The sequence below is a fragment of the Paenibacillus sp. JCM 18996 genome (assembly GCF_055392555.1).
Map to the genome: position 1 here is coordinate 1917437 of NZ_AP043884.1, position 24220 is coordinate 1941656.

Sequence of the window (24220 nt, forward strand, 5' to 3'; positions counted from 1 at the left end):
TTGATCCTTCTGTGCGCGGTCGTCGCTTTCGTTATGCTTCTGTCTCTCGCGAGCCATTTTTTTCATTAAAGTAATCCGTGTGCAGCACTTGTAACCCACGAACAACCAAAGGAGTGATTTTATTCATGTTCAATCAAGACCCGGCAACATACAGCAGAATGCTGACTTCTTTGACTTTGGGCTTTCATATCATTTTCGCCACAATCGGGGTGGGTGTGCCTCTCATGGTGGCATTGGCTGAATGGGTCGGAATCCATAAAAAAGATCCCCACTATATTCTGCTAGCCCGCCGCTGGGCCCGTGGATTCGTGATTACCGTCGCCGTCGGCGTCGTCACGGGCACATGTATAGGGATCCAGCTAAGCCTGCTCTGGCCAAGCTTCATGCAGATAGCCGGCCAATCCATTGCGCTGCCGCTTTTTATGGAGACGTTCGCGTTCTTCTTTGAAGCCATCTTCCTGGGTATCTATCTCTATACTTGGGACAGGTTCGGCAATCCGCTCAAGCATTTTTTATTGGTCATCCCCGTCGTGATCGGATCTTCCGCATCCGCATTTTTCATTACGACCGTCAACGCATTTATGAATACACCTCAGGGCTTTACTCTCGCGGGCCGCACAATTACGAACATTCAGCCTTTAACGGCTATGTTTAACCCCGCCACTCCCAGCAAAGTGGCTCACGTACTGTCCTCCGCTTACATGACGAGCGCATTCGTGCTGGCATCCATCGCGGCTTACTCCCTGCTCAAGAACCGTACGCATGTGTACTACCGCAAAGCTTTGAGGTTCACGATGGTGTCCGCCCTCGTGTTCTCGGTGACTACGGCATTCGTCGGCGATTTGTCCGGCAAGTTCCTTGCGGTCTATCAACCGGAGAAGCTGGCTGCGGCGGAATGGCATTTTGAAACGGTGGAGAAAGCCCCGCTGCTGATCGGCGGCGTGCTAACCCATGACAATGAAGTGAAATTCGCGATTAAAATTCCTTTTGCTTTAAGCATCTTGGCGCATGGGAACCCGGCCGCCGAAGTTAAGGGCCTCGACCAGATCGCCAAGGAGAACACTCCTCCGCTGTTTATCCATTATTTGTTCGATGCCATGGTCGGGATCGGCATTCTGCTGAGCCTCGTCAGCCTCATGTTCGTCGTGTCTTCCACCTTGCGCAGATGGAATCCTTACAACCGCATTCTGCTGCGGCTGATTGTCGCCAGCGGACCGCTTGCGCTGCTTGCCATTGAATTCGGCTGGATCTTCGCCGAGGTGGGCCGTCAGCCGTGGATTCTGAGAGGTTACATGAAAACAGCCGAGGGAGCGACGACCTCGGGCCATGTCGGGCTGACGCTCATCATGTTCCTTCTTTTATATATCGTGCTTGGTTGGACCTCCGCCAGAGTACTGAGAAAAATGTTTCGCAACAATACCGCAGAGGACGAGCTGATAGCAAAAGGGATCGAAGGAGGGCCTGCCCATGTATGAGCTGCTTGGCGTTACCACTCTTTGGATATTTTTGTACGGCTATCTGATTGTCGCATCAATAGATTTTGGCGCCGGCTTTTTCAGCTACTACAGCTTAAAAACAGGCAAAAACCACATTATCCAGAAAATTATCGAACGTTATTTATCCCCGGTGTGGGAGGTGACCAATGTCTTTCTGGTGTTCTTCTTTGTCGGACTGGTCGGTTTTTTCCCGGATGCGGCTTATTACTACGGCACGGCGCTGCTTATCCCCGGCAGCATTGCGATTGTGCTTTTGGCCATCAGGGGCTCATACTACGCCTTCAGCACATACGGCACCAGGCATACGCCGATCTACTTGTTTCTTTACGGGGCGACCGGGCTGCTGATTCCGGCTTCTTTGTCCACGGTTTTAACGATTTCCGAAGGAGGTTATATTACCAAAACGGGCGGGAACGTCATACTTTTGTATGAAAAATTGTTCACGAGCGCTTACTCCTGGTCCGTCGTCCTGCTGGCCATCGTGAGTGTCCTGTACATTTCCTCCGCTTTTCTCACTTATTACGCCGATAAGGCCAAGGATAAGGATGCGCTTGAGCTGGTACGGGGCTATATGCTGTGGTGGAGCTCGCCTACCATCCTCGCTTCCCTGCTCGTATTTTTCGCCATAAGCCGGCACAATCCCGAACACTTCAACAACATGGTGCGCCTGTCCTGGATGTTCGTCCTGTCGTTCCTCTGCTTTCTGGCCGCCGTGTACTTCGTTTGGCAGCGAAAGCGGTACGGCTTCGCGTTTTTCATGATCATGCTGCAGTTTGCCTTCGCCTTCTTCGGGTACGGGGCGTCTCACCTGCCTTACATTCTTTACCCGTACATTTCGTTATATGAAAATTTCACCAACGATACGATGGCGCTGGCCTTGGTGGTGGCATTTATTGCCGGGCTGCTCCTGCTCATACCTTCACTGTATCTCCTCATGCGGCTTTTCCTGTTCGACGCCGCCTATGTGCAGGGAAAAATCAAGAAAGGATGATCCAGCCATGGAGTTTTTTCTGCTTATGATCGCCCCGCCCCTTGTCGTAATGCTGGCCGTTGTCGGGCTTTTCGTATGGGGGACGCTGACTAAGGACAACATTCGTTAACGGGCGTGCGTTCTTCCAATGCGCGTTGCGGTGCTGCACGGCGGGTTGCCGCACCCCACGCTTCCCTCCGGCAAAAGCAAAACCAGCATCCCAAATGGGCTGCTGGCCACGGTATGACGGTTATAGATTATTCAAAGTATACTGCTTGCCCGGTTCTAGCCGACTCGTAGATCGCTTCAAGAATTTCGGAAACGACGCAAGCCTGCTCTGCCGTTACAACCGGCTCTTTGTCATTCTCGATGGCGTCGATCCAAAGTCTCATTTCCAGATCCGAATCTCTTTCCGCCTTGCCGCCTTCAAAGAAAGCCACTCCGCCGGAGTTTAGCGCGATGTTGGTAGTATACATGCGGCTGTGCTTCTCGCCGTTGATTCTAAGGCCGTCTTCCATATCGGCTCCGCCTTCCGTACCGGAAAGCGTACACTTGGCTTCTTTCACATCAAGCGTATTCAATGCCCAAGAGGATTCAAGGACAATAGTTGCGCCGTTCTGCATAGTGATCATGCCGAAAGCGGAATCTTCCACTGTGAATTTTGCCGGATCCCAAGGGCCCCAAGCATTGGCAGCGTTTTCTTTACCGGACAATTTATGGAACGTAGTTCCAAGGACGGCCTTGGGCTTGTAGTTGTTCATCATCCACAATGTCAAGTCCAATGCGTGGGTTCCGATATCGATCAGCGGGCCTCCGCCTTGCTTCTCTTCATCCAGGAACACGCCCCAAGTAGGAACTGCACGGCGGCGGATCGCGTGGGCTTTGGCATAGTAAATTTCGCCAAGCTCTCCTTCGGAGCAAATCTTATGTAGATGTTGGCTGTCGGGACGGAAACGGTTGTTGTAGCCGACAGTCAGCTTCTTGCCTGTGCGCTTCGCCGTCTCCACCATACGGCGCGCGTCATCGGCTGTTTTGGCCATTGGCTTCTCGCACATAACGTGCTTGCCGGATTCGAGAGCGGCAATGGTAACTTCCGCGTGGGAATCGTTTGGCGTACACACATGGATGATATCCAGTGTTTTATCTTCAAGCAGTTCAGTGTAATCGCTGTAGACTTTCGCTTCGGGCGTCCCATATTTTGCAGCCGCTTCCTGCGCTCTCTCCATGACAATATCACAGAAAGCAACGATCTCAACATTGGTCAATTTAGACAAGCTGGGCAAATGTTTGCCGTTGGCGATTCCGCCGCAGCCGATAATTCCGATTCTGAACAATTTTCTGGTCATGTCCTAAAAAATCCTCCTTTTAATCTGAGCGATGGAATACTACAATATATAATATAGAGTTTGTTTGATAAAAAAGATATTGCGTATATAGGGAAACTTGTATGCAATTTTGTTGTTGGAGGCCAAGTAATGGAAGCATTTAACGAGAAGATCAGCTACGAAAATCCTTTTCTTTCCATGAAGGTGATCAGGACTCAGAGAAACCAGGAATCCTTCGGAAGATGGCACTACCATAAAGAGCTCGAAATTCTGGTCATTCTTGAAGGTTATATGGATATTCACATTGGAGACCATGTCTATCAACTCTCACAGGGGGACGTGCTATTTATCGGATCCTCCGAGCTGCACAAGGACCGCTGCTATGAAGGCGCAGGTCTGCATTATATCATACTGCAGTTTGATGTAGGCCAATATTTTGATCCCAGCACGCTTCCTTATTTGAAGTTTTTCTCAGAAACGCATACTCCTTTAAGCGAACTGAATTACATTTTTCAGGAAAATGCCTCGGCCAGACAAGCTATTTATAACAATGTAAACGCAATCTATTTTGAAACCGTAGCCAAACAGGAAGGCTATGAGATCGCTATCTCCATCTTGATCAAACAAATGGTGCTTACCCTCGTGCGCAACGACACCAGGAAAGGGCTGACGCAGAAGGATTCCGCCGATATAATGCGTTTAAAGCCCGTGCTCGACTACATCGAACAAAACGTTACCAACAAGATCCATGTCGAAGAAGCCAGCAGGGTTGCCAATATCAGCTATTATTATTTTGTGAAATATTTCAAAAAGGTGCTTGGGATGTCATTCCTCGACTACGTTAACTACAAAAAGATCAAAAAAGCCGAGCAGTTGCTGCTTACCCAGGACTACAGCGTGGCTTATATCGGCGAGCAGATCGGTATGCCCAATATGGCCCATTTCTATAAAATCTTCAAAAAGTTCAATCACTGTTCCCCTAACGAATTCCGCAAGAAAATGCTTTAAACCTGCCCGACGGAACAAATCCCCCAAAAGTGAAACAAACCTGCGAAGCATATATTTCCACTACTTTTGGAGGAACGCCCTTGATCCCACAGTAATTGCTTCGCATAATTTCCTATACAACAAAAAAGCCGCCCCTCGCAGCCAACACTGTGAAAAAGCGGCTTTACCGTTATCGACAACTTGCCTTCTTAACGTCAAGAATGTACATCCGGAAGGCTCGCATAGAAAGCTATTTCTTGCTTGTCTGGGAGACAAGTTTATAGCCTACTCCCCGGATCGATTCGATCTGTATGGACTGCTGATTCATCTCTAGCTTTTTGCGGAGCGAGCTCACGTGCACATCTACCGTGCGCTGGCCGCCTATATAATCGAAGCCCCATACGATGTTCATCAGATCGTCACGGGTTACGACCACTCCGGGCCTTTGGATCAGGTAAAGCAGCACTTCAAACTCCTTCGGCCTCAATTGGATTGACTCACCGTTCAGAAGCACTTCATATTTCTCGGGATATATATTCAGTTCTCCGATCGTGATCACTTTTTCCCCATCGTCCGGTTTGTCCATTACGATTTCTTCCGCCGCTGTGCGCCTTAATACGGCCGCTACGCGGGCAAGCAGCTCGGCGACCCCGAACGGCTTCGTAATGTAATCGTCCGCTCCGTGTTTAAGCCCCTGGACGACTTCTTCTTCCGCATTACGCGCTGTAAGGATGATCACAGGAGTTTTTATCCCTTTTTGCCGCAGCTTGGAAAGAATTTCAAACCCGCTGAGACCGGGCAGCATAATGTCGAGAACGATAAGATCGAAAGGCTGTTGAAGAGCAGCCTGCAGGCCGTCTCCCCCATGATCGATGACTTGGGTCTGATAGCCTTCTTGATTCAAATTGTAGGACAAAAGTCTCGCTAACGTAGGCTCGTCCTCAATGACAAGAATTTTGTGCGACATGGGAATCCCCCGATTTATAAATACTTACTTAATCAAAACTTATCATATCATGATTTTACAAAACAATTGTAAAATTCATGTTAATTCTTATGGCCCCCGCTGCTCATGGACAATAGGAAGCTCAATAATGAACCGCGATCCGATCGAAACTTCGCTTTCGACCCGGATCGTTCCCCTGTGCAGCTCCACAAGGTGCTTCACGATGGACAGCCCGAGTCCCGTGCCGCCGGAGCTGCGCGAGCGGGCTTTGTCCACCCGGTAGAAACGTTCGAAGATGCGCGGCAGATCCTTCTTGGGAATGCCTAATCCGGTGTCCGATATCGTTATCCGCAGCAGCTCGTCTTCTCCATCTCCGTTCAGGACGGGCTCCACTTTCACGCGGACATGTCCCCCCTCGGGAGTGTAGTTGATCCCGTTAGACAAAAGATTGATTATAATTTGGCGCAGCCGGTCTTCATCCGCCTCCAAATAAATCGATTCGGGGACGGACATCTCGAGACCGATCTTCTTCTTCTGCGCTTCGGTCTTCATCATGTCAAGCGATTTGGAGATAAAGCTGTGCATATGAATCGGCGAGAAATTCAGCGGAATCCGCTTCGACTCCACTTTGGACAGCTCCAGAATGTCGCCGATCAACCTGTTAAGCCTCTCACTCTCATCGAAAATAATCTGCAGAAACGACCTGGTCGTCTCTTTATCGTTCATCGCTCCGGCCAGCAGCGTTTCCGCGAAGCCTTTGACCGCGGCAATAGGGGTCTTCAGCTCATGGGACACATTGGCCACGAATTCGCTGCGGATCCGCTCCAGCCTGCGGACAGCCGTTATATCGTGGAGCATGACCAAAACTCCGGACCACTCCTCGTCCGCCTGCGAGATCGGGCTAAGTGAAATTTCCAGGATCCGCTCCTCCGGATAATAGAAAATAATCTCATCCCTGAGAGGCTGACGGGTATCTATGCATTCCTGGATCATCTGGGTAAACTCAAAAGGCTGCTTCGCTTCATTATAAGGCTTGCCCACCAGCTCGGCGGAAGAAAAGCCCAGAATATCCTCTGCGGAGCGGTTGAGCAGCATGATCCTGCCGTCTTTATCGATCATGAGCAGGCCGCTCGGCATGTTCTCCAGCACGCTTTTGGTCCTGCTTTCATTTTCCAGAATCTGGTCCATCTGCATTTGCAGGGAATCCGCCATCCGGTTGATCGCCTGCCCGAGCTGCCCGATTTCATCGCCTTTACGGAATTTGACCCGCGCCTTGTAATTCATATGCGTAATCTGCTGCGCCACCCTTGTAATTTTCGCAATGGGCTGGGTAATCCCGTGCGCTATGCGGAAGGAAATAAGACCCGCGACGATGAAGAGAGCGAACAAACCGGCCACTAGGACGTACCATATATGTTCGATGGACTGCTCGATTTCCGTAAGGCTTATGGAAAGCCTCAAATATCCTGTGACGGCACCGTCGTTCTTCATCGGAACGGCGACATAGAGCATGTTGCTTTGCGTCGTCTGGCTAAACCGGATCGCTTCGCCGACATTGTTTCTGCCTGCCTCGATGATTTCCGGCCGTGTCAGATGGTTGTCCATTTGGGCCGGATCCGTGTCGGAGTCGGCAAGCACCTTGCCGTCCGCCCGGATATACGTGATCCGGGCATTCGCCGATTCCTTCAGCTTGTTTACTTCAGCCGAGTAGTAGGCGATGAGCTCGGATTCGGAGCCTGTGCGCTGCCAGTCGACGGTCGTGCTTATAATTCTCAATTCACGTAATAAATGGTTGCGCAAATTTTCAATATGGGATTGCTGTACCATTTTAGCTACGAAAATTCCGGATGCAAGAACAGACAGGCCGATGAGAGTAATAAATATAAACGTTAGCTTCGTACGGAATTTAAACACGAAAATGACAGCCTCCCTGCACACTGCACCATTTGTACTTTACTGAAATACCGGTTCCTTCATCGAGGAAAGTTTGTCCATTGAATTCTTCTCCACGTCCGCATGAAGGCTGTTTCCATGGGAGTCCATGGTCACGATAGCCGCAAAGCCTTCGGTTTGCAGATGCCACATCGCTTCGGGAATACCGAATTCCATGTAATCGACTCCCTTCACTTTCTTGAAGCATTCGGCATAATACTGCGCCGCTCCTCCGATGGCGTTTAAATAGACAGCACCATGCTCTCCAAGCGCTGCAAGCGTCTTCGCTCCCATGCCGCCTTTTCCGATTACCGCACGAATGCCGAATTTCTTAATGATATCGCCCTGGTAAGGCTCTTCCCGTATGCTGGTAGTCGGCCCGGCGGCTCTGACCTTCCATTCTCCCTGCTCATCCTTGGTCATGACCGGGCCGCAGTGGTAAATGACCGATCCGTCCAGATCGACAGGTGCGTCATGGTCCATCAAATATTTGTGCAGAGCATCCCGGCCGGTGTGCATCAACCCGTTGATAATCACCACATCTCCGACCTTCAGCTGGCGCACCTGCTCTTCCGTGATCGGCGTGTGCAGCACCACCTCTCTGCGTTCAGGCTGGCCTAAGGCAGCAGCTTCCGACGGCTCGGCCGCGCCCGGTGACATCGGAAGCTCGCTGCCGCTTTGGTAAACCCATGCCTTGATCGTTCCGTCGGTCGCGTCCAGCAGCACTCCTTGGCGTCTGTAAGCCCAGCAATTATAGGCGACGGAGACGAAGAAGCTGGCGGGCAGCCGGTTCATCACTCCGATTTTGCATCCCAAAAGCGTAACCTGTCCGCCGAATCCCATCGTTCCGATCCCAAGTTTGTTGGCGTTCTCCATAATATAGTCTTCCAGCTCGCGCAGCTGACCGTTCTCATTCACATCGTCCACCTTACGGAACAGCTGGTGCTTGGCCAGCTCGTACCCTGTCGTACGGTCTCCGCCGATGCCCACGCCGATGAAGCCCGCGCTGCAGCCTTGGCCCTGCGCCTGATAGACCGCATGCAGAATGCATTTGCGGATTCCGTCGAGATCGCGTCCCGCCTTGCCGAGTCCGGGCAACTCGGCAGGCAGGCTGTACTGAATATTTTTGTTCTCGCAGCCGCCGCCCTTCAGGATCAGCTTTATTTCTATATCGTCGTTTTCCCACTGTTCAAAATGAATCACCGGAGTCCCCGGTCCCAGGTTGTCTCCGCTGTTGGCGCCAGTGAGGGAGTCTACGGAGTTGGAACGCAGCTTGCCTTCCAGTGTCGCCTGCCTGATGGCGGAGAGTATGTCTTTCTTCATAGCGATCTGATTCGCGCCTACAGGGCAGTGTATAATAAACGTGGGCATTCCCGTATCCTGGCAGATCGGGGACACGTTCGTTTCGGCCATGCTTATATTCTCCGCAATCGTACTGAGCGAAAGCGCCGAACGGGTACCTTGGTCCTCCCGCTCCTGCGCCGCTGCGATCGCTTTTCTTACGTCTGCCGGCAGGTTGCTGGATGCTTCTACAATGAGATGGTATATACTTTTTTGAAAACCTTGCATAAATCGCATAACTCCTCTCGGGACTCATAGAATAAAGTAGACTGCTCCAAATTAAAGTAATTCCATTATAGCATAATTGATCCCCGAAAGAGCGGTTTTACTATTGCGAAAAAATAGCTAGGCAATTATAATGAAAGCGATTACAATTTTTGGAAGCGAATTTATATTTACACAATCTATAATTACTAGAAGCAGGATATTGCGAAAATAGGACTAATTATTATAATATCGGGAATATTGAACCACATAAGTAAGGGAGTATCGAACTACATGACAAGAAATTTGTTGAAAATTTTTATCCTGACTCTAATTGGGATAACGATCATCGCCCCTGTTCTCAGAGCCGACAAAAACAACACTATATTATATAAGGAACAGGTTGCCGTCATTATGTACCACCATGTGGATGATATGGCGAGAAGCTCGGGTACGGTTACAACCAAGCTGTTCCGGGACCAGCTCGCGTATTTGAAAGAAAAAGGATATCAATTTATCACGTTAAAGCAGTTCAAAGAATATTTGCAGGGCTCATCCGTTCCCAACAACGCGGTTCTGGTTACCTTTGATGACGGATATGCCAGCTTTTACGACAATGCTTACCCTATCCTCAAAAGCATGCGAATACCCGCAGTGAACTTCGCCATAACCGGAGATTTGGATAACCCGCTCGCCAGCTACATTCCCTCCATGTCACGCGAAGAAATCATCGAAATGACACACGACACCAACTTCATCGATATCCAATGCCATACCGACAAGCTTCATTATAAGATGGCCGACGGCAGCGCCGCATTGATCGGATTGGACAACGCAGGCGCCAGGAAAGAAACGGAAGCCGAGTACAAGCAGCGGATATTGAACGATACCAAAACGTGCGTCCAGAAGATCAGCGAGCTGTATCCCGAGCCAGTCGACTCATTTGCTTATCCTTTCGGAATCTTCACGCCCCTAGCCACAAGCTTGCTTATGCAGAGCGGAATCAAGTACGCTTTTACAGTCACTCCTGATATGACGACCCGTGGAACGGACATTATGCAGATTCCCAGAATTAATGCCGGTAATCCTTCGATCACCCCGGAAGGCCTTCATTCATCCATATTGAGACGTGTCGTTGCCGCGAATTCCCCGTTAAGCGAGATCAGCCTTGCGGATGCTTTGGAACAATTAGGCGGAAAACTTGCAGTGGACAAAGAGAACTTGACCATCGAATACAAAGGCAAGCAGTGGACCGGGAAAGTGAACTCCAAAACGCTCTCGACCGGGGGCAAAAATGTAAATCTCGTCAAGCCCATCATTCAAAAGAACAATCGAGCCCTGATCTCCCTGGATGATCTTCAGACGGTGTTAGGCTTCCAGATCGTTTACAACCCTAATGTTCAAAAGTTTTCCGCCCGCGCGACGACTAATGCAGCGAATTGATCAGCATACAAAAAAAGAGCAGATCCCGTGAGGACTGCTCTTTTTGAGTCTGTTTAAAAAACATTCGGGTAAACCATCAAGAAGATGATCAATAAGAACACAACCGCCGATAAAAGGCTGAACGTCTTGATACGGCTAAGGTCCGACTCCGTCCCCTTGCCTCCTCCACTCACCTGCTGCATAAACAGTCTCAGCCGTTTCAGAAGGATTCCGCTGAAGGCAGTGAGCGCAAGCAGCAGTACAACCGCCAGAATCATCCATAGAACGGAATAACCTGCTTTGCCGACCAAATAGCCGCCGGTCAGGAAAGCGACCAGGATCGCATATTGCGATGAGCGGACAGCCGCTCTGAGAACACCAAGGAAACCGGCCTGCGCCTGGCCTGAAAGGGAGCCGATTCTGGCGGCAAGGAAAGGCAGCATTAGGAATATCCCCATAAAAATCGCGCTTAGCACATGAAGAAAAACGAACAGCTGATGCATGGATGCCTCCTATCAGTACGATGATTTTATTTGTTTTTAATTATAAAGGATTGTGAAAGACAGCACAAGCTAATGGGCCCGCACAGCCTTACGGTTTCTCCAGGTTTCATTTATGCAATGTTTGAATACGTTTGTATCGCCACGTTGAACCCAAAGCACCTAAAGAAGGAGAGCAAAAAGAAAGTCGCTGTTCAAAAGCACGGGAAAAGGGTTTGAAAAGAGGCCGCGAACAGGGACAAAAGTGAGTTGGGACTGAATCGATCCTCAATCACAATTTCCTATCAAGAAAAAGGCACCGCAGCATAAATGCCGGATGCCTTCCTTTCTTTATACGCTGCTTAGCCGTTTACCACTTGAATCACATTGCGAACGGATTCGGCGGACTTGTCCAATGCCGCTTTCTCTTCCGCGGTCAGTTCCAATTCAAACACTTTCTCGATTCCGTCTCCGCCCAGCAAAGTCGGTACGCCCATAAACAGGTTATCGTACCCATATTCGCCCTGCAGCAGTGCGATGGCGGGAATAATGCGCTTCTTGTCCTTCAGGATCGCTTCCGTCATTTGTACCAAGGAAGCCGCCGGAGCGTAATAAGCGCTGCCGTTGCCAAGCAGGTTGACGATCTCGCCGCCCCCTGTGCGGGTACGTTTAACGATCGCTTCGATGCGGTCCTGCGGGATCAGCTTCTCGATCGGAATACCTCCCACATTGGAGTAGCGAACCAATGGCACCATATCGTCGCCGTGTCCGCCAAGCACGAAGCCGCGGACGTCTTCGACGGATACGTTCAGCTCTTGGGCGATGAATGTGCAGTAGCGGGCGGTGTCCAGGACGCCGGATTGACCGATGACACGGTTTTTAGGGAAACCGAGCGTCTGGAAGGCCACATAAGTCATGGCGTCAACCGGGTTGCTCAGGATGATGACGATCGAATCAGGGCACTGCTGCTTCACGTTCTCGCTGACGGATCTCATGATGCCGGCGTTGGTGTTGACCAGGTCGTCGCGGCTCATGCCAGGCTTGCGCGCAATACCCGCAGTGATGATTACGATGTCGGAACCTGCCGCGTCCTCATAGCTCGATGTGCCGATAATATTGCTGTCAAAGCCTTGCACCGGGCTTGCTTCCAGCATGTCCAGCGCTTTCCCTTTGGTCGGATTCTCCAGCTGGGGGATGTCCAAAAGAACGACATCGCCCAATTCTTTCTGTGCAAGCATGAGAGCAGTCGTTGCACCGGTGAATCCCGCTCCGACTACAGTGATCTTTTTACGGCGAATAGCCATGGGGCAGACCTCCTTGGGATAAAGATCAATTACATATTTTCGATGATTTGATCGGCAAACTCCGAGCATTTCACCTGCGTAGCGCCTTCCATCAGACGGGCGAAGTCGTAAGTTACGGTTTTGTTGTTGATGGAAGTTTCCATGCCTTTATAAATCAGGTCGGCCGCTTCCTGCCATCCGAGATGCTCCAGCATCATAACGCCGGAAAGAATTACAGAGCCAGGGTTGACCACATCAAGGCCCGCATACTTAGGCGCCGTTCCGTGAGTCGCTTCGAAAATGGCGTGTCCTGTCACATAGTTGATGTTGGCGCCGGGCGCGATACCGATTCCGCCAACCTGCGCAGCCAAGGCGTCGGACAGGTAGTCCCCGTTCAGGTTCAAAGTTGCGATCACGTCAAAATCTTTGGGGCGGGTAAGCACCTGCTGCAAAGCAATATCCGCGATAGCGTCTTTGATGATGATTTTGCCTGATGCTTCCGCATTCTTTTGAGCCTGGTCGGCTGCTTCCGCGCCCTGCTCCGCTTTAATACGGTCGTATTCGGCCCAAGTAAAGGTCTTGTCGCCAAACTCCTGCTCGGCCAGCTCGTAACCCCAGTTTTTAAAAGCTCCTTCAGTGAACTTCATTATGTTGCCTTTGTGAACCAACGTCACGCTCTTGCGGCCGTGCTTAATCGCGTATTCGATAGCTGCGCGTACAAGGCGCTTGGAGCCCTCGGAAGAAACAGGCTTTACACCGATACCGGAAGTTTCAGGGAAGCGAATTTTGTTCGCTCCCATTTCCTTCTGCAGAAAATCGATCACTTTCTTCACTTCAGCCGAGCCTTCGGCATATTCTATGCCTGCATAAATATCTTCGGTATTTTCACGGAAGATAACCATGTCCACCAGCTCAGGATGCTTCACAGGAGAAGGGACTCCGTCAAAATAACGGACAGGGCGCAGGCACACATACAGATCGAGCTCCTGGCGCAGCGCCACGTTCAAGGAACGGATACCGCCTCCGATCGGAGTGGTCAAAGGCCCTTTAATGGATACTATATATTCTCTCATTGCAGTCAGCGTATCATTAGGAAGCCAGTTGTTGTATTTGTTAAAAGCTTTCTCCCCTGCATACACTTCATACCAGGCAATCTTCTTCTCGCCTTTATAGGCTTTCTCAACCGCAGCATCAAGGACGCGCCGGGAAGCCGCCCAGATGTCCGGGCCTGTTCCGTCGCCTTCGATGAAAGGGATGACGGGCTGGTTTGGCACCTGCAGTTTGCCGTCCTGAATCGTAATTTTCTCGCCTTGCGTTGGAGCTTCATAATTTTCAAACTGAGCCATGATTATTCCTCCCTGGGTTCGATTGCTTTAAACACGGACCAACGGGAGAACCGAGCGAAGCCGTTCCTTCAATGTGGACGCCTCCCATGCGATTCCGCCCGTTGCAGACTTATAAAGCTATTATTTGCGCTGTCCGACAGGAACAAATTTCGCGTTCACCGGTCCGGTGTATTCCGCCCGCGGGCGGATCAAGCGGTTATTCTCGTACTGCTCAAGAATGTGCGCCGTCCATCCGGACGTACGGCTGATTGCGAAGATCAGCGTAAACAGGTCGCGGGGGATTTCCAAGCTAGTATACACGGAAGCGGAATAGAAATCCACGTTGGGCTTAAGGCCTTTCATACGGGTAACCAGTTCTTCCACCTTGATGGACATATCGTACCATTTCAAGTTGTTGTTGCGCTCGCCGAGCTCCTTGGACATTTTCATCAGATGCTTGGCGCGGGGATCGCCGTTCTTGTAGACGCGGTGCCCGAATCCCATGATTTTCTCTTTATTCTCGAATTTTTTATGGATGTAAGCGTCGACATTCTCGATGGATCCGATCTCTTCAAGCATGGCCATGACCGCTTCATTGGCCCCGCCGTGCAGAGGCCCTTTCAGGGCGCCGATGGCTGAAGTGACGCCGGAATAAATATCGGACAGTGTGGCAACGGTTACACGCGCGGCGAAAGTGGAAGCGTTAAGCTCATGATCGGCGTGGAGCACCAAGGCTTTGTCCAGCGCTTTGATCGCGACTTCATTCGGCTCGCTGCCTGTCAGCATGTACAGGAAATTCTCTGCTAGGGAAACTCCGCTCTTCGGTGCGACAGGCTCTTGCCCCTTGCGGATGCGGTCGAAAGCTGCGACAACTGCCGGAAGCTGCGCCTGCAGGCGAATTGCCTTCCTGACGTTGGCTTCGTAGCTCATATCGTCGGCTTCGCCGTCGTATAAAGCGAGGCTGGACACTGCGGTACGAAGAGCCGCCATCGTATTCGCGTCCTTCGGATACTGCCTGATTTGTTCAATGACTTCAGCGGGGATTGCAGCGCCGGCGCCGAGGTCCGATTTCAATTGATTTAATTCGGATTGCGTAGGGAGCTTCTTGAACCACAGTAAATAAATAACTTCTTCAAACGATGCGTGTTCGGCCAGCTCGTCAATATCGATACCGGCGTAAGTGAGCACACCGTCAATAATGGAACTGATAGCGGACGTCGTGGCGACAATGCCTTCCAAACCTTTAGTAGCTGTCATTCATATCTCTCCTTTGCAGTGCTTGTCACATTTCCATGCAGCCTGGAATGCTGGCTTCATTTCACCAGCCAGAAACATAAGATCGATATTTCATGTAAAATACATTGCCCTAATCTTTACTATAAAGGAATTTACGACCGAAAGGAACAAAACAAGACATAAAACTTCATTATCGCCACTATAAACTTTCTTTCTTGCATGCCATTTGGACGGCCAGTGAAACGATGGTAAAATAGTTGTAAATCAAGCAACGGAGGCTTCTCGATGGACACAAAGGGTACCAGGTTAGGCATTATAGACATCGGTTCGAATTCAATACGTCTTGTTATCTACGAACTTACTACGGATTCCCACCGGATCATAGACGAAGCCAAGGAATCCCCTCGGCTGAGCGAACGCATCGGAGCCGACGGCAGGCTCGCCCATAGCCAGATCATGAATATTGTATCCATTCTCTCCCATTTTAAAGCGCTGTGCGAAGCAAGCGGCGCCACCCGGGTCAAGGCCGTGGCAACCGCCGCGATCCGCAACGCTTCGAATTCGCTCGAAATCGTCTCCCTGCTGAAAGCCCATACGGGACTGGACGTGCAGATTCTTTCCGGCGAGCAGGAGGCGTATCTCGGCTTTCTGGGAACGGCCAACACGATGGATGTCGACAAAGGGTTTCTGGTCGATATCGGCGGCGGCAGCACGGAGCTCACTTTGTTCCGTGACCGTGAAATCGTGAACAGCTACTCTTTTCCCTTCGGCGCCGTCAATTCGACCCGCCGCTATGCGAAGTCGGGAGAGTTCAGTCCGGAGAGCCTGAAGGAGCTGCGTCAAATGGTACAAAGCGCCATGGAACGGCATCCGTGGACGTTGAACTCTCCCGGCGTTCCGCTCATCGGCCTGGGAGGGACCATGCGAAGCTTGGGCAAAATCCATCAGCGCAGGACGAGATACTCTCTTCCGCTAACGCACAACTATGAGATCTCCAGCAGGGAGATGGAGGATTTAATCCATTGGATGGCGGAGATGCCTCTAGACAAAAGAAAGAAAATCGACGGCCTGTCCAAAGAGCGCGCCGATATTATCGTTTCCGGGGCCGCCATCCTGGAAACGGTAGGCAAAACCGTGGGCGCCGGCAAATATGTCACCAGCGGCTCAGGCTTGAGAGACGGCTTGTTCTTCCAGATCGTCCAACCGGATAGGCCCAAATTGGACAATGTCCTGGAATACAGCATACGCAATCTGCTGGCGCTGCACCCGACTTCCACCGTCCGCCATGTTGAGCAGGTGAGCCGTTTGGCCTGCGCTTTGTTCGACGGGCTGAAACAGCATCGGCAGCTGGATCCCAAAGCTGAAACCTACATCCGCACGGCGGCGCTGCTCTACCGGATAGGGGTGACTGTGAATTATTATCAATTTATCAAGCACACGTTCTACATGATCGCAAATTCCCGCATAGACGGCTTAACCCATCGGGATATTCTGCTGTGCGCCATGACAGCCTCTTTCAAAACAAAAAATCAGACCCAACAGACCGCGGGCAAATACGCCGATATTCTGCAGGAGTCCGATCCGGAACTGATCAGCCAGCTTGGTTCGCTGGTAAATTTGGCTATCGCCTTGGACCGCAGCCAGACACAGCCGGTCCAGGAACTGACCGCCAAGGTCAAGAACGATATTTTGCGGCTGCAGCTGAAATGCGAGGGAGAGGCTTCCGTAGAGCTGAGGGAAGCCGAGGCCGTCTCCAAAGATTTTGAAAAAATCTGGCGGCTGCAGGTCATTTTCTCCCCTTTGGTTTCCATGAACTGATATCCATCGCTTCGAACTGGCTGCGCAGCGGCGGACGGTCATCGGTTATACGGCGGTACAGGCCGCTGGACAACAGCTCCCTCGCCTTAACATTGTCATTCAAGCTGAGCTCGAGAATCCTGATGACGATCCGCTGGATGCCGGGATCGAATACCGGGCACATCAATTCCACCCTGCGGGTCAAGTTCCTGGTCATCCAGTCCGCGCTGGAAAGGAATACAAGGGGCTCTCCGTCATTTTCGAAGTAAAAGATCCTCGAATGCTCAAGGTAGCGGTCCACGATGCTTCTTACCGTAATATTCTCGCTCAGTCCTTCCACACCCGGACGAAGGCAGCATACGCCTCTCACGATCAGGTCAATCTTGACCCCCGCTCTGGAAGCGGCATACAGCTCGTCCACCATTTCCTGATTGGAGAGCGAGTTCATCTTGGCAATAATTCTCGCTTTGCGCCCCTCCGCCGCATTCCTCGCCTCCTGGCGGATCAGATCAAACAGCGACGCCTTGAGCATGCTTGGAGCCACGCCAAAAGCCTTCCATTCGTGAGGGGTGGAATACCCCGTCATCTCGTTGAACAGCTCCGACGCGTCCTCCCCGATCACCGGATGGGAAGTAAACAGCCCTACATCGGTGTACAGCCGCGCGGTATTATCGTTATAGTTGCCTGTCCCCACATGAACGTACCTTCTCAGCGAATCCTGCTCCTGTCTGACGACCAGAGTGATCTTCGCGTGAGTCTTCAGACCGACCAGCCCGTAAACTACATGGCAGCCGGCTTTCTCCAGCTTGCGCGCCCAGGCGATATTGCGTTCCTCATCAAACCGCGCTTTCAGTTCCACAACGACCGTAACCTGCTTGCCCGATTCGGCAGCATGGCCGAGCGCCTGGATCAGCGCGGAATTTCCGCTCACCCGGTACAGCGTCATTTTGATAGCCAGAACTTGAGGATCTACAGCGGCCCTGCATATAAAATCGGTCATCGCTTCAAACGACTCATACGGGTGGTACACCACTACATCCTGCTGCCGCAGCGCTGCAAAGATGTCAGTATCGGCCAGCTCTGCCGGGTAGACCGGCTCGATCGGCTCATAGCGCAAATGATGAAAACCGCTTAGGCCCGAAACCATTTTCATCAAAAATGTCAAATCCACCGGTCCGTCAATCATAAAAATTTCATCCGTAATCTCGAATTCTTCCTTCAGCATATCAAGCGCGTACGGGTGTATGCCCTTCTCCACTTCCAGTCTGACCGGAGCGCCCCAGCGCCTTTTGAGCAGCTCTTTCTCAATCTCTTCCAGGAGATCCTCGGCCCCTTCCTCGTTCAATGGCAGGTCTGCGTTGCGGGTCAAGCGGAAAGCGTGCACGTCGATCGGGATATAGCCGCTGAAGAGGGATTGAATATGCTGCTCAATCAGGTCTTCCATCATGATGAACTCCTGCTTTTTGCTGTTGGGGCGTGACGGCACCCGGATCGTGCGGGACAAATTCGAAGGCACCTGGAGAATGGCAAAATAAGGCTCATCCGTTTCGAGCTCCTCCTTGCTGGTGAGCACCACGGATAAATAGACCGAATGATGGTGAACGAGCGGAAAAGGACGGCTCTGGTCCACCGCCATAGGAGTAAGCACCGGAAAAATGATATCGTGATAATAGGCGTCCACTGCCTTTTTCTGCGTTGCGTTCAAATCTTTATAATGGGAAATGTATATTCCTTCTTTGGCAAACTCCTTCGTGATTGTACGGTACGTCTTATACTGGTCGGACACCATCTTTCCGATCCTTCGCATAATTCGCCGCACAAGCACTCCAGGAGTGTATCCCGTAAAATCCTTCTTGGCATAGCCCGCCTTGATCTGGTCGTGAATTCCTGCCACGCGTACGCTCATGAACTCGTCCAGATTGGAAGAAACGATAGACAGGAACTTAGCCCTCTCCAGTAAAGGCGTCGTCTCGTCCTGCGCTTCCTCCAGAACTCTTCGGTTAAACTCCACCCAGCTTAAATCCCGGTTGATATATTCCCGGACCGGTTGCTCTCCATTTGTGTTCATCGATCAAGAAGCCTCCAATAAAACAGTAGTTTATCCAAGATTACGGATAGAACCGTTTTGTGTATGTAAGCATATTTTACTATGCCCTCCAGGCTGGAACAATCATGCTTTACTTTCCTGCAGCAGCCTGTATAAGTCCGGAGCGCTCCGGTCCAGCCGGGCGGGCTTCCATTCGCCGTTGACCCAGACATGCCTCGTGCCCCCGCTCACCAAGAGTTCCCCTGCGGGCTCCCCGGCGGAGCCAGGTTGTGCGAGCTTGTCGTTTCCTTCCGTGTAAGCATGCTTCCTGCGAATCTCGCTGCGAAAATCCATCCTCAGACGGTCAAAATAATCTATACGGGTGTATATGTCGATAATGTCATCGTAACGGGCGGGCAGATGATATTTGGCCTCCACCTCGAGGACGGGCAGCATGAGCCCCAGCTCCTCCACCCTGCGGTAGGACAGGCCGAGCTGGCGGATCAACTCCGTACGGCCCAGCTCGAACCAATTGATATAGTTGCCGTGATAGACGACTCCCATGCCGTCGGTTTCCTGGTAGCGCACCCTGATGGTGTGTTTGAACCACTTTTTAATCAAGTCAACCTCTCCTTGAAGAAAAAAAGAGTGAAATATCAGATGCCTCTGACTTCACTCTATCCGTCGTATTTTTTTCAAGCGGGCAAGGCTTACAGAACTTTCGCTTTACCGCTGTAAATAACGCCGACTTCAGGATACAAGGACACTTCCATTCCATCCTTGAGCAGCTCCGTCGCCTTGTCCACGCCTACGATAATCGGTACGCCCAGGCTGAGGCCGACGATAGCGGCATGGGAAGTGATGCCTCCCACTTCGGTGATGACGGCGGCCGCCTTCTCGAATGCGGGGACATAGTCCTTATCCGTTGTGACGGTAACGAGCACGCTGCCCTGCGTCACTTTGCGGACCGCTTCTTCAGGCGAGCGGGCAACGACGACTTTCCCGGTAGCGGTCTGGGTGCCGATCCCCAAACCTTTGGCGATCATTTCGCCGACGTGATGCACTTTGATCAGGTTGGTGGAGCCGGAGCGGCCGGTAGGAACCCCCGCGGTGATGATGACGAGGTCGCCCAAGCCGATGATGCCGGTCTTCCTGCCGTTCTCAACAGCCAGATCGAACATGTCGTCGGTTGACTTCGCTTGTTCTCCCTGAATCGGAATGACACCCCATACGAGTGCCAGCCTGCGCATAACTCCTTCATCGGAGGTGACGGCAATGATCGGCGCACTCGGGCGGTATTTGGATACCATACGCGCGGTATATCCGCTTTCCGTAGCCGTGATGATCGCTTTGGCGTGAAGATCCAGCGCGGAGTTCGCCACCGCTTGAGAGATCGCTTCCGTAACGGAGGTCTGCTGGGCGTTGCTTTGTCTCAGGAAAATTTCGCGGTATTCTAGCGCGGATTCCGCTTTAACCGCGATGCGGGCCATGGTTTCCACGGATTCGACCGGGTACTTGCCCGCAGCCGTTTCACCGGACAGCATGATGGCGTCCGTCCCGTCAAAGATAGCGTTCGCCACGTCACTCGCTTCAGCGCGCGTAGGGCGCGGGTTGCGCTGCATGGAATCCAGCATTTGCGTTGCGGTGATAACCGGCTTGCCGGCCATGTTGCACTTTCGGATAATTGTCTTCTGGACCAGCGGCACCTGCTCGGTCGGAATTTCAACCCCCAAGTCTCCTCGGGCAACCATCAGACCGTCGGACACTTCCAGAATTTCATCCAGATTCTCCACGCCTTCTTCGTTCTCGATTTTGGAAATGATCTGAATATGCGTCGCATTGTGCTTCTCCAGCAGCTCGCGGATCTCAAGGACGTCGGCCGCTTTGCGCACAAAAGAAGCGGCGATGAAATCGATGCCCTGTTCGATTCCGAAAACGATATCGCTCGCGTCCTTTTCGGTTATGCCGGGCAGGGAAATCTTCACTCCCGGCACATTGACGCCCTTCTTGCTCTTGATCGGCCCGCCGTTGACTATGCGGCATTCGATTTCCGTCCCGCTGGTGGAAAGCACCTCCAGACCGATCAATCCGTCGTCGATCAGAATTGTCGATCCTTTAGAAACATCATTGGGAAGATCTTTATAAGTGACCGAAATGCGGCTCGCATCGCCCAGAATTTCTTCCGTCGTCAGGATGATGCGGTCATCCTGCTGCAGCTCGATCGGCTCTTCCTTGATCTTTCCCGTACGGATTTCCGGGCCTTTGGTATCGAGGAGCACAGCTACATTCTTGCCTGTGTTCCTGACGGCTTCCCGAATATTCTTTATCCGGTTGCCGTGCTCGTCAAAATCTCCATGGGAAAAGTTCAGGCGAGCTACGTTCATACCCGCTTCAATCAGTTTCGTCAGGTTCTCGAGCGATTCGCTGGCAGGTCCGATGGTACAGACAATCTTGGTTTTACGCATGGTTTCCCTCCTGAATATAGGTGAATCTGCCGATTTCTCTAAATTTCCGGTAGCGGTCTTCCCGCAACTCTTCATCTGTCATCGGCATTAACTGCTGCAGATGGCGCCATACCATCTCTTTGATCGTAGCGGCTTGTCCGGCCACATCACGGTGGGCCCCGCCTTTGGGCTCCGGCACGATTTCGTCGACCACGCCCAGGGAATGGATGTGGTCCGCCGTGATTTTCATCGCTTCGGCTGCCTGCATAGACTTGCCCGCGTCCTTATAAAGAATGGAAGCCGCCGCCTCGGGCGTACTGACGGAATAAATGGCGTTCTCCAGCATCAGCACACGGTTGCCTACTGCCAAAGCCAGCGCCCCGCCGCTTCCTCCCTCCCCTATAATAACACAGATGATGGGAACTCCAAAGGACGCCATCTCCATTAAATTCCGGGCGATAGCCTCGCCCTGTCCCCGCTCCTCCGCCGCATTCCCGGGAAAAGCCCCCGGCGTATTGATAAAGGAGATGATCGGCCTTTTGAATTTGTTCGCCTGCCTCATCAAACGAAGCCCTTTGCGGAAGCCTTCGGGATGGGACATTCCGAAATTACGGCTAATATTGTCTTTCGTGTCTTTTCCTTTTTGGTGGCCGACCACAGTGACCGGAATGCCGTTAAGCTTGGCGAGCCCGCCTACAACCGCTTGGTCGTCTCCATAGAGACGGTCCCCGTGCAGCTCCATAAAATCTGTAAAAATATGAGGGATCAGGTCGAGTGTAGTGGGACGCTGGGGATGCCGCGCCAGCTGCATCTGCTCGGACGTGCTCATTCCCTGATACAGTTCCGCTTCCAGCTGGCGGTATCTGTCTTCCAGCCGCTTGATTTCTTCGCTGAAGTCGATTCCTTTATCCAGGCCGAATTTACGTAATTCCTCGATTTTGCTGCGCAGTTCCGCCAGAGGCTGCTCAAAAGGCATCTCATTTGCCATAAGACCGGTCCCCCTTTTCCATATGCATGTCCAGCAGCCCGGTCAACACCGTCTTCAGATCCTTGCGGTGCACCACTTTATCGATCAAACCGTGCGCCTGGTTAAATTCAGCCGTCTGAAAATTGTCCGGCAGCTTCGCCCGTATGGTCTGCTCTACGACCCTCGGTCCGGTGAAGCCGAAAGCGGAGCCGGGCTCCGAAAGGATGATGTCTCCCAGCATGGCGTAGCTTGCCGTCACACCGCCGTATGTCGGATCGGTGATGACGGAAATGAACAGTCCTCCCGACTCGTTGAAACGGGATAGGGCGGCGCTGGTCTTGGCCATCTGCATTAGGCTCAGGATGCTCTCCTGCATCCTCGCCCCTCCGGAAGTGGAGAACACAATGAGCGGATATTTCTTCTGCATCGCCGTCTCTATCGCACGGGTCACCTTCTCGCCGACCACCGAACCCAATGTCCCGGTCATAAAATCGAAGCTCATGACGGCGGCCACGACTGGAAATCCGCCGATTGTGCCTTCACCTGTAATTACGGCGTCGTTAAGTCCGGTGTTCTGCCGTGCTTTTGCGTACTTCTGCGCGTAATCGGGAAAGAGCAGCGGATCCTCGGACACCATATCCTGTTCAAATTCAAAAAGACGGCCTTCATCCATAAGCATGGCAATCCGTTCTTTTGCCGTAAGCTTAAAGTGGTAGCCGCAGGCCGAGCATACTTTCAGGCCTTTCTCCAGCTCCTTGCTGTACTGGATGGTGCCGCATTTTATACATTTAATCATCAATCCTTCGGGGATCTCCCGCCGCTCAGACCGCGCTGTTGCCGTCTCCGAAGGTATCGTTGCGTATTTTCGTTTTTGAAATAAGTCCTTTAACACGTATACACCTCACCAAGCCGTTATTGTGACGCGGGACGGACAGACTAAAAAACCATTTTCACCTATGTAAAATGGCGTTGAGAACTTCCTGGACTTCCTCCAGCTCCCCTTCGGGAATCAGGATTTCGTATTGATTGTTGTTCAAAGAAACAGCCCGGACTTGTACGAGAAAGCCCTCTTCGGAGAGCTTGTTTTTGATTCGTTCGGCAATTCTAGCCGTTGGGGCAATGTAAATTACCGTCCACATAGGACAAACCTCCCGATCGAATGCAGCAGCCGATTGATAAAGCTTTTCACACAAAGCACGCCGACATAATGGAATAATAATAACATAAGTTGTTTTTTTACCGCAACAGCGGTTATAAGCGATCAGGGTTTGAATGACGGGATCATCGGCCTGGCGCGGGCGCAAAACGGTGTGTTCCCGGGCATGCTACCGCTCCGCTTGGAGGAGCGAAGCATGCCGAACCATAGAAAAGGAAGGATCTTCCTGGATGCTTGCTCCCGCGTTTCCTGATCGAAGTTAAAGGGCTGCCGAACCATAGAAAAAGAAGGACCCGCCTTGGAGGCAAGTCCGGTTTTTGGCTCGTTAACCCCGGGGATTGGACGGATTTTGAGGCTATTCCACATCGTCTGCCGGGTTTCCACAAGGATCCGCCGGCTGGTGGTAGCTCGCCGCGTTTTTGTTCTTATGGGCGATACGGGCGGACGCCGCCGCCGCCAAACCAGCGATCAAATCGTCCAAAAACACGTGGATACGGGTCGCGCTGTTGTTCAATTCCTGGATGATGCCCGGCTTTACTTTATCTAAATAGCCAAAGCTAGTAAGTCCGATCATTCCGTAAACGTTCGTGATGCCCAGCGCCAGCGTCTCATCGACGCCATACAGCGATTCATCGGCTTCCATGATCGACTGCAGAGGTTCCGGCAGCAGCTTCCGTTCCGCCAATTCGTCCAGCGCGATCCCGGTATAAAAAGTATACTGCACTTCCCTTTTCTGCAGCACGGCCAGCACGCTTTCGGTGCACAGGTCCTTGCTCAGCCGGTCATTGTAAGGCTTCTGCAGGGCGAACACGATATCGGCTATATCGTCGATCTTTACGCCTCGCTGTTCCAAAAGTACGACTAAATGTTGAGACATAGGCAAA

21 protein-coding genes are annotated in these 24220 nt (G+C 51.8%); 6 read left to right on the forward strand and 15 right to left on the reverse strand.

What is annotated here, in order from left to right:
• Positions 1–125 precede the first annotated feature (125 nt).
• Genes ACZ5N7_RS09550 through cydS form a run of 3 tightly spaced genes read left to right on the forward strand, consistent with a single transcriptional unit; the run spans position 126 to position 2596 of the window.
• Positions 126–1475, forward strand: a complete 1350-nt coding sequence (locus tag ACZ5N7_RS09550; protein ID WP_464659017.1) for a cytochrome ubiquinol oxidase subunit I — start codon at positions 126–128, stop codon at positions 1473–1475.
• On the forward strand, positions 1468–2487 hold the full coding sequence (locus ACZ5N7_RS09555; RefSeq protein ID WP_464659019.1) for a cytochrome d ubiquinol oxidase subunit II: 1020 nt from the start codon (positions 1468–1470) through the stop codon (positions 2485–2487). The genes ACZ5N7_RS09550 and ACZ5N7_RS09555 overlap by 8 nt, the downstream gene beginning before the upstream one ends.
• Positions 2488–2494: 7 nt before the next feature.
• Positions 2495–2596 carry a cytochrome bd oxidase small subunit CydS family protein gene (gene cydS / locus ACZ5N7_RS09560; RefSeq protein WP_464659021.1) on the forward strand — a complete coding sequence of 34 codons (102 nt, stop codon included), beginning with the start codon at positions 2495–2497 and terminating at the stop codon, positions 2594–2596.
• Positions 2597–2723: 127 nt separating this feature from the next.
• On the opposite strand, the gene ACZ5N7_RS09565 is transcribed toward cydS, so the two are convergent.
• A complete protein-coding gene (locus ACZ5N7_RS09565) occupies positions 2724–3812 on the reverse strand; it encodes a Gfo/Idh/MocA family protein (RefSeq protein WP_464659022.1) in 1089 nt (362 codons plus the stop codon).
• 129 nt (positions 3813–3941) lie between these two features.
• Here ACZ5N7_RS09565 and ACZ5N7_RS09570 point away from each other — a divergent pair, with 129 nt between their 5' ends.
• The gene (locus tag ACZ5N7_RS09570) at positions 3942–4799 is read left to right on the forward strand and encodes a helix-turn-helix domain-containing protein (RefSeq protein WP_464659024.1); all 858 of its coding nucleotides are present in this window, start codon (positions 3942–3944) and stop codon (positions 4797–4799) included.
• A 229-nt stretch (positions 4800–5028) separates the two neighbouring features.
• On the opposite strand, the gene ACZ5N7_RS09575 is transcribed toward ACZ5N7_RS09570, so the two are convergent.
• The 3 genes from ACZ5N7_RS09575 to ACZ5N7_RS09585 all read right to left on the reverse strand — a co-directional run bounded on the left by ACZ5N7_RS09575 (position 5029) and on the right by ACZ5N7_RS09585 (position 9225).
• A complete protein-coding gene (locus ACZ5N7_RS09575; RefSeq protein ID WP_464659026.1) occupies positions 5029–5745 on the reverse strand; it encodes a response regulator transcription factor in 717 nt (238 codons plus the stop codon).
• A gap of 87 nt (positions 5746–5832) precedes the next feature.
• Positions 5833–7638 carry a two-component system histidine kinase PnpS gene (gene pnpS, locus ACZ5N7_RS09580; protein ID WP_464659028.1) on the reverse strand — a complete coding sequence of 602 codons (1806 nt, stop codon included), beginning with the start codon at positions 7636–7638 and terminating at the stop codon, positions 5833–5835.
• Between the two features lie 39 nt (positions 7639–7677).
• Complete coding sequence (locus ACZ5N7_RS09585; RefSeq protein WP_464659030.1) at positions 7678–9225, reverse strand: fumarate hydratase; 1548 nt, start codon at positions 9223–9225, stop codon at positions 7678–7680.
• Positions 9226–9495: 270 nt separating this feature from the next.
• Between ACZ5N7_RS09585 and ACZ5N7_RS09590 the strand changes: the two genes are divergently transcribed.
• Positions 9496–10644 (forward strand): polysaccharide deacetylase family protein, encoded by a 1149-nt coding sequence (locus tag ACZ5N7_RS09590; protein WP_464659031.1) that lies wholly within the window; start codon positions 9496–9498, stop codon positions 10642–10644.
• A gap of 53 nt (positions 10645–10697) precedes the next feature.
• Here ACZ5N7_RS09590 and ACZ5N7_RS09595 read toward each other — a convergent pair whose 3' ends face one another.
• From ACZ5N7_RS09595 to citZ, 4 genes are all read right to left on the reverse strand, one after another.
• Positions 10698–11126, reverse strand: a complete 429-nt coding sequence (locus ACZ5N7_RS09595) for a hypothetical protein (RefSeq protein WP_464659033.1) — start codon at positions 11124–11126, stop codon at positions 10698–10700.
• A gap of 338 nt (positions 11127–11464) precedes the next feature.
• Complete coding sequence (gene mdh / locus ACZ5N7_RS09600) at positions 11465–12406, reverse strand: malate dehydrogenase (protein WP_464659035.1); 942 nt, start codon at positions 12404–12406, stop codon at positions 11465–11467.
• Positions 12407–12435: 29 nt separating this feature from the next.
• Positions 12436–13731, reverse strand: coding sequence for an NADP-dependent isocitrate dehydrogenase (gene icd / locus ACZ5N7_RS09605; protein WP_464659036.1), 1296 nt, complete (start codon positions 13729–13731; stop codon positions 12436–12438).
• A 120-nt stretch (positions 13732–13851) separates the two neighbouring features.
• Positions 13852–14967: a citrate synthase gene (citZ, locus tag ACZ5N7_RS09610; RefSeq protein ID WP_464659037.1), complete on the reverse strand. Its 1116-nt coding sequence runs from the start codon at positions 14965–14967 to the stop codon at positions 13852–13854.
• A 264-nt stretch (positions 14968–15231) separates the two neighbouring features.
• On the opposite strand from citZ, the gene ACZ5N7_RS09615 reads away from it, so the two are divergent.
• Positions 15232–16764, forward strand: coding sequence for a Ppx/GppA phosphatase family protein (locus tag ACZ5N7_RS09615; RefSeq protein ID WP_464659039.1), 1533 nt, complete (start codon positions 15232–15234; stop codon positions 16762–16764).
• Here the strand turns inward: ACZ5N7_RS09615 and ppk1 are convergent.
• From ppk1 to ACZ5N7_RS09650, 7 genes are all read right to left on the reverse strand, one after another.
• Complete coding sequence (gene ppk1, locus ACZ5N7_RS09620; RefSeq protein ID WP_464659041.1) at positions 16733–18811, reverse strand: polyphosphate kinase 1; 2079 nt, start codon at positions 18809–18811, stop codon at positions 16733–16735. The two genes, ACZ5N7_RS09615 and ppk1, sit on opposite strands and share 32 nt — an antisense overlap.
• 102 nt (positions 18812–18913) lie before the next feature.
• A complete protein-coding gene (locus ACZ5N7_RS09625; protein WP_464659216.1) occupies positions 18914–19333 on the reverse strand; it encodes an acyl-CoA thioesterase in 420 nt (139 codons plus the stop codon).
• Positions 19334–19479: 146 nt separating this feature from the next.
• Positions 19480–21234 carry a pyruvate kinase gene (gene pyk, locus ACZ5N7_RS09630; RefSeq protein WP_464659043.1) on the reverse strand — a complete coding sequence of 585 codons (1755 nt, stop codon included), beginning with the start codon at positions 21232–21234 and terminating at the stop codon, positions 19480–19482.
• Positions 21227–22201, reverse strand: a complete 975-nt coding sequence (locus tag ACZ5N7_RS09635) for an acetyl-CoA carboxylase carboxyltransferase subunit alpha (protein WP_464659044.1) — start codon at positions 22199–22201, stop codon at positions 21227–21229. Before ACZ5N7_RS09635 ends, pyk begins: the two co-directional genes overlap by 8 nt.
• Entirely contained in the window at positions 22191–23072 is an 882-nt protein-coding gene (gene accD, locus ACZ5N7_RS09640; RefSeq protein WP_464659046.1) for an acetyl-CoA carboxylase, carboxyltransferase subunit beta, read from the reverse strand. Before accD ends, ACZ5N7_RS09635 begins: the two co-directional genes overlap by 11 nt.
• Before the next feature lie 58 nt (positions 23073–23130).
• A complete protein-coding gene (locus ACZ5N7_RS09645) occupies positions 23131–23319 on the reverse strand; it encodes a glutamate decarboxylase (protein ID WP_464659048.1) in 189 nt (62 codons plus the stop codon).
• A gap of 372 nt (positions 23320–23691) precedes the next feature.
• A complete protein-coding gene (locus ACZ5N7_RS09650; RefSeq protein WP_464659050.1) occupies positions 23692–24213 on the reverse strand; it encodes a phosphatidylglycerophosphatase A family protein in 522 nt (173 codons plus the stop codon).
• Between the last annotated feature and the right edge of the window lie 7 nt (positions 24214–24220).

Bases quoted from the DNA above. Each gene is read 5' to 3' on its own strand.
- ACZ5N7_RS09550 (WP_464659017.1), top strand. From the start codon at position 126: ATGTTCAATCAAGACCCGGCAACATACAGCAGAATGCTGACTTCTTTG.
- ACZ5N7_RS09555 (WP_464659019.1), top strand. From the start codon at position 1,468: ATGTATGAGCTGCTTGGCGTTACCACTCTTTGGATATTTTTGTACGGC.
- cydS (WP_464659021.1), top strand. From the start codon at position 2,495: ATGGAGTTTTTTCTGCTTATGATCGCCCCGCCCCTTGTCGTAATGCTG.
- ACZ5N7_RS09565 (WP_464659022.1), bottom strand. From the start codon at position 3,812: ATGACCAGAAAATTGTTCAGAATCGGAATTATCGGCTGCGGCGGAATC.
- ACZ5N7_RS09570 (WP_464659024.1), top strand. From the start codon at position 3,942: ATGGAAGCATTTAACGAGAAGATCAGCTACGAAAATCCTTTTCTTTCC.
- ACZ5N7_RS09575 (WP_464659026.1), bottom strand. From the start codon at position 5,745: ATGTCGCACAAAATTCTTGTCATTGAGGACGAGCCTACGTTAGCGAGA.
- ACZ5N7_RS09585 (WP_464659030.1), bottom strand. From the start codon at position 9,225: ATGCAAGGTTTTCAAAAAAGTATATACCATCTCATTGTAGAAGCATCC.
- ACZ5N7_RS09590 (WP_464659031.1), top strand. From the start codon at position 9,496: ATGACAAGAAATTTGTTGAAAATTTTTATCCTGACTCTAATTGGGATA.
- ACZ5N7_RS09595 (WP_464659033.1), bottom strand. From the start codon at position 11,126: ATGCATCAGCTGTTCGTTTTTCTTCATGTGCTAAGCGCGATTTTTATG.
- mdh (WP_464659035.1), bottom strand. From the start codon at position 12,406: ATGGCTATTCGCCGTAAAAAGATCACTGTAGTCGGAGCGGGATTCACC.
- icd (WP_464659036.1), bottom strand. From the start codon at position 13,731: ATGGCTCAGTTTGAAAATTATGAAGCTCCAACGCAAGGCGAGAAAATT.
- citZ (WP_464659037.1), bottom strand. From the start codon at position 14,967: ATGACAGCTACTAAAGGTTTGGAAGGCATTGTCGCCACGACGTCCGCT.
- ACZ5N7_RS09615 (WP_464659039.1), top strand. From the start codon at position 15,232: ATGGACACAAAGGGTACCAGGTTAGGCATTATAGACATCGGTTCGAAT.
- ppk1 (WP_464659041.1), bottom strand. From the start codon at position 18,811: ATGAACACAAATGGAGAGCAACCGGTCCGGGAATATATCAACCGGGAT.
- ACZ5N7_RS09625 (WP_464659216.1), bottom strand. From the start codon at position 19,333: ATGGGAGTCGTCTATCACGGCAACTATATCAATTGGTTCGAGCTGGGC.
- pyk (WP_464659043.1), bottom strand. From the start codon at position 21,234: ATGCGTAAAACCAAGATTGTCTGTACCATCGGACCTGCCAGCGAATCG.
- ACZ5N7_RS09635 (WP_464659044.1), bottom strand. From the start codon at position 22,201: ATGGCAAATGAGATGCCTTTTGAGCAGCCTCTGGCGGAACTGCGCAGC.
- ACZ5N7_RS09645 (WP_464659048.1), bottom strand. From the start codon at position 23,319: ATGTGGACGGTAATTTACATTGCCCCAACGGCTAGAATTGCCGAACGA.
- ACZ5N7_RS09650 (WP_464659050.1), bottom strand. From the start codon at position 24,213: ATGTCTCAACATTTAGTCGTACTTTTGGAACAGCGAGGCGTAAAGATC.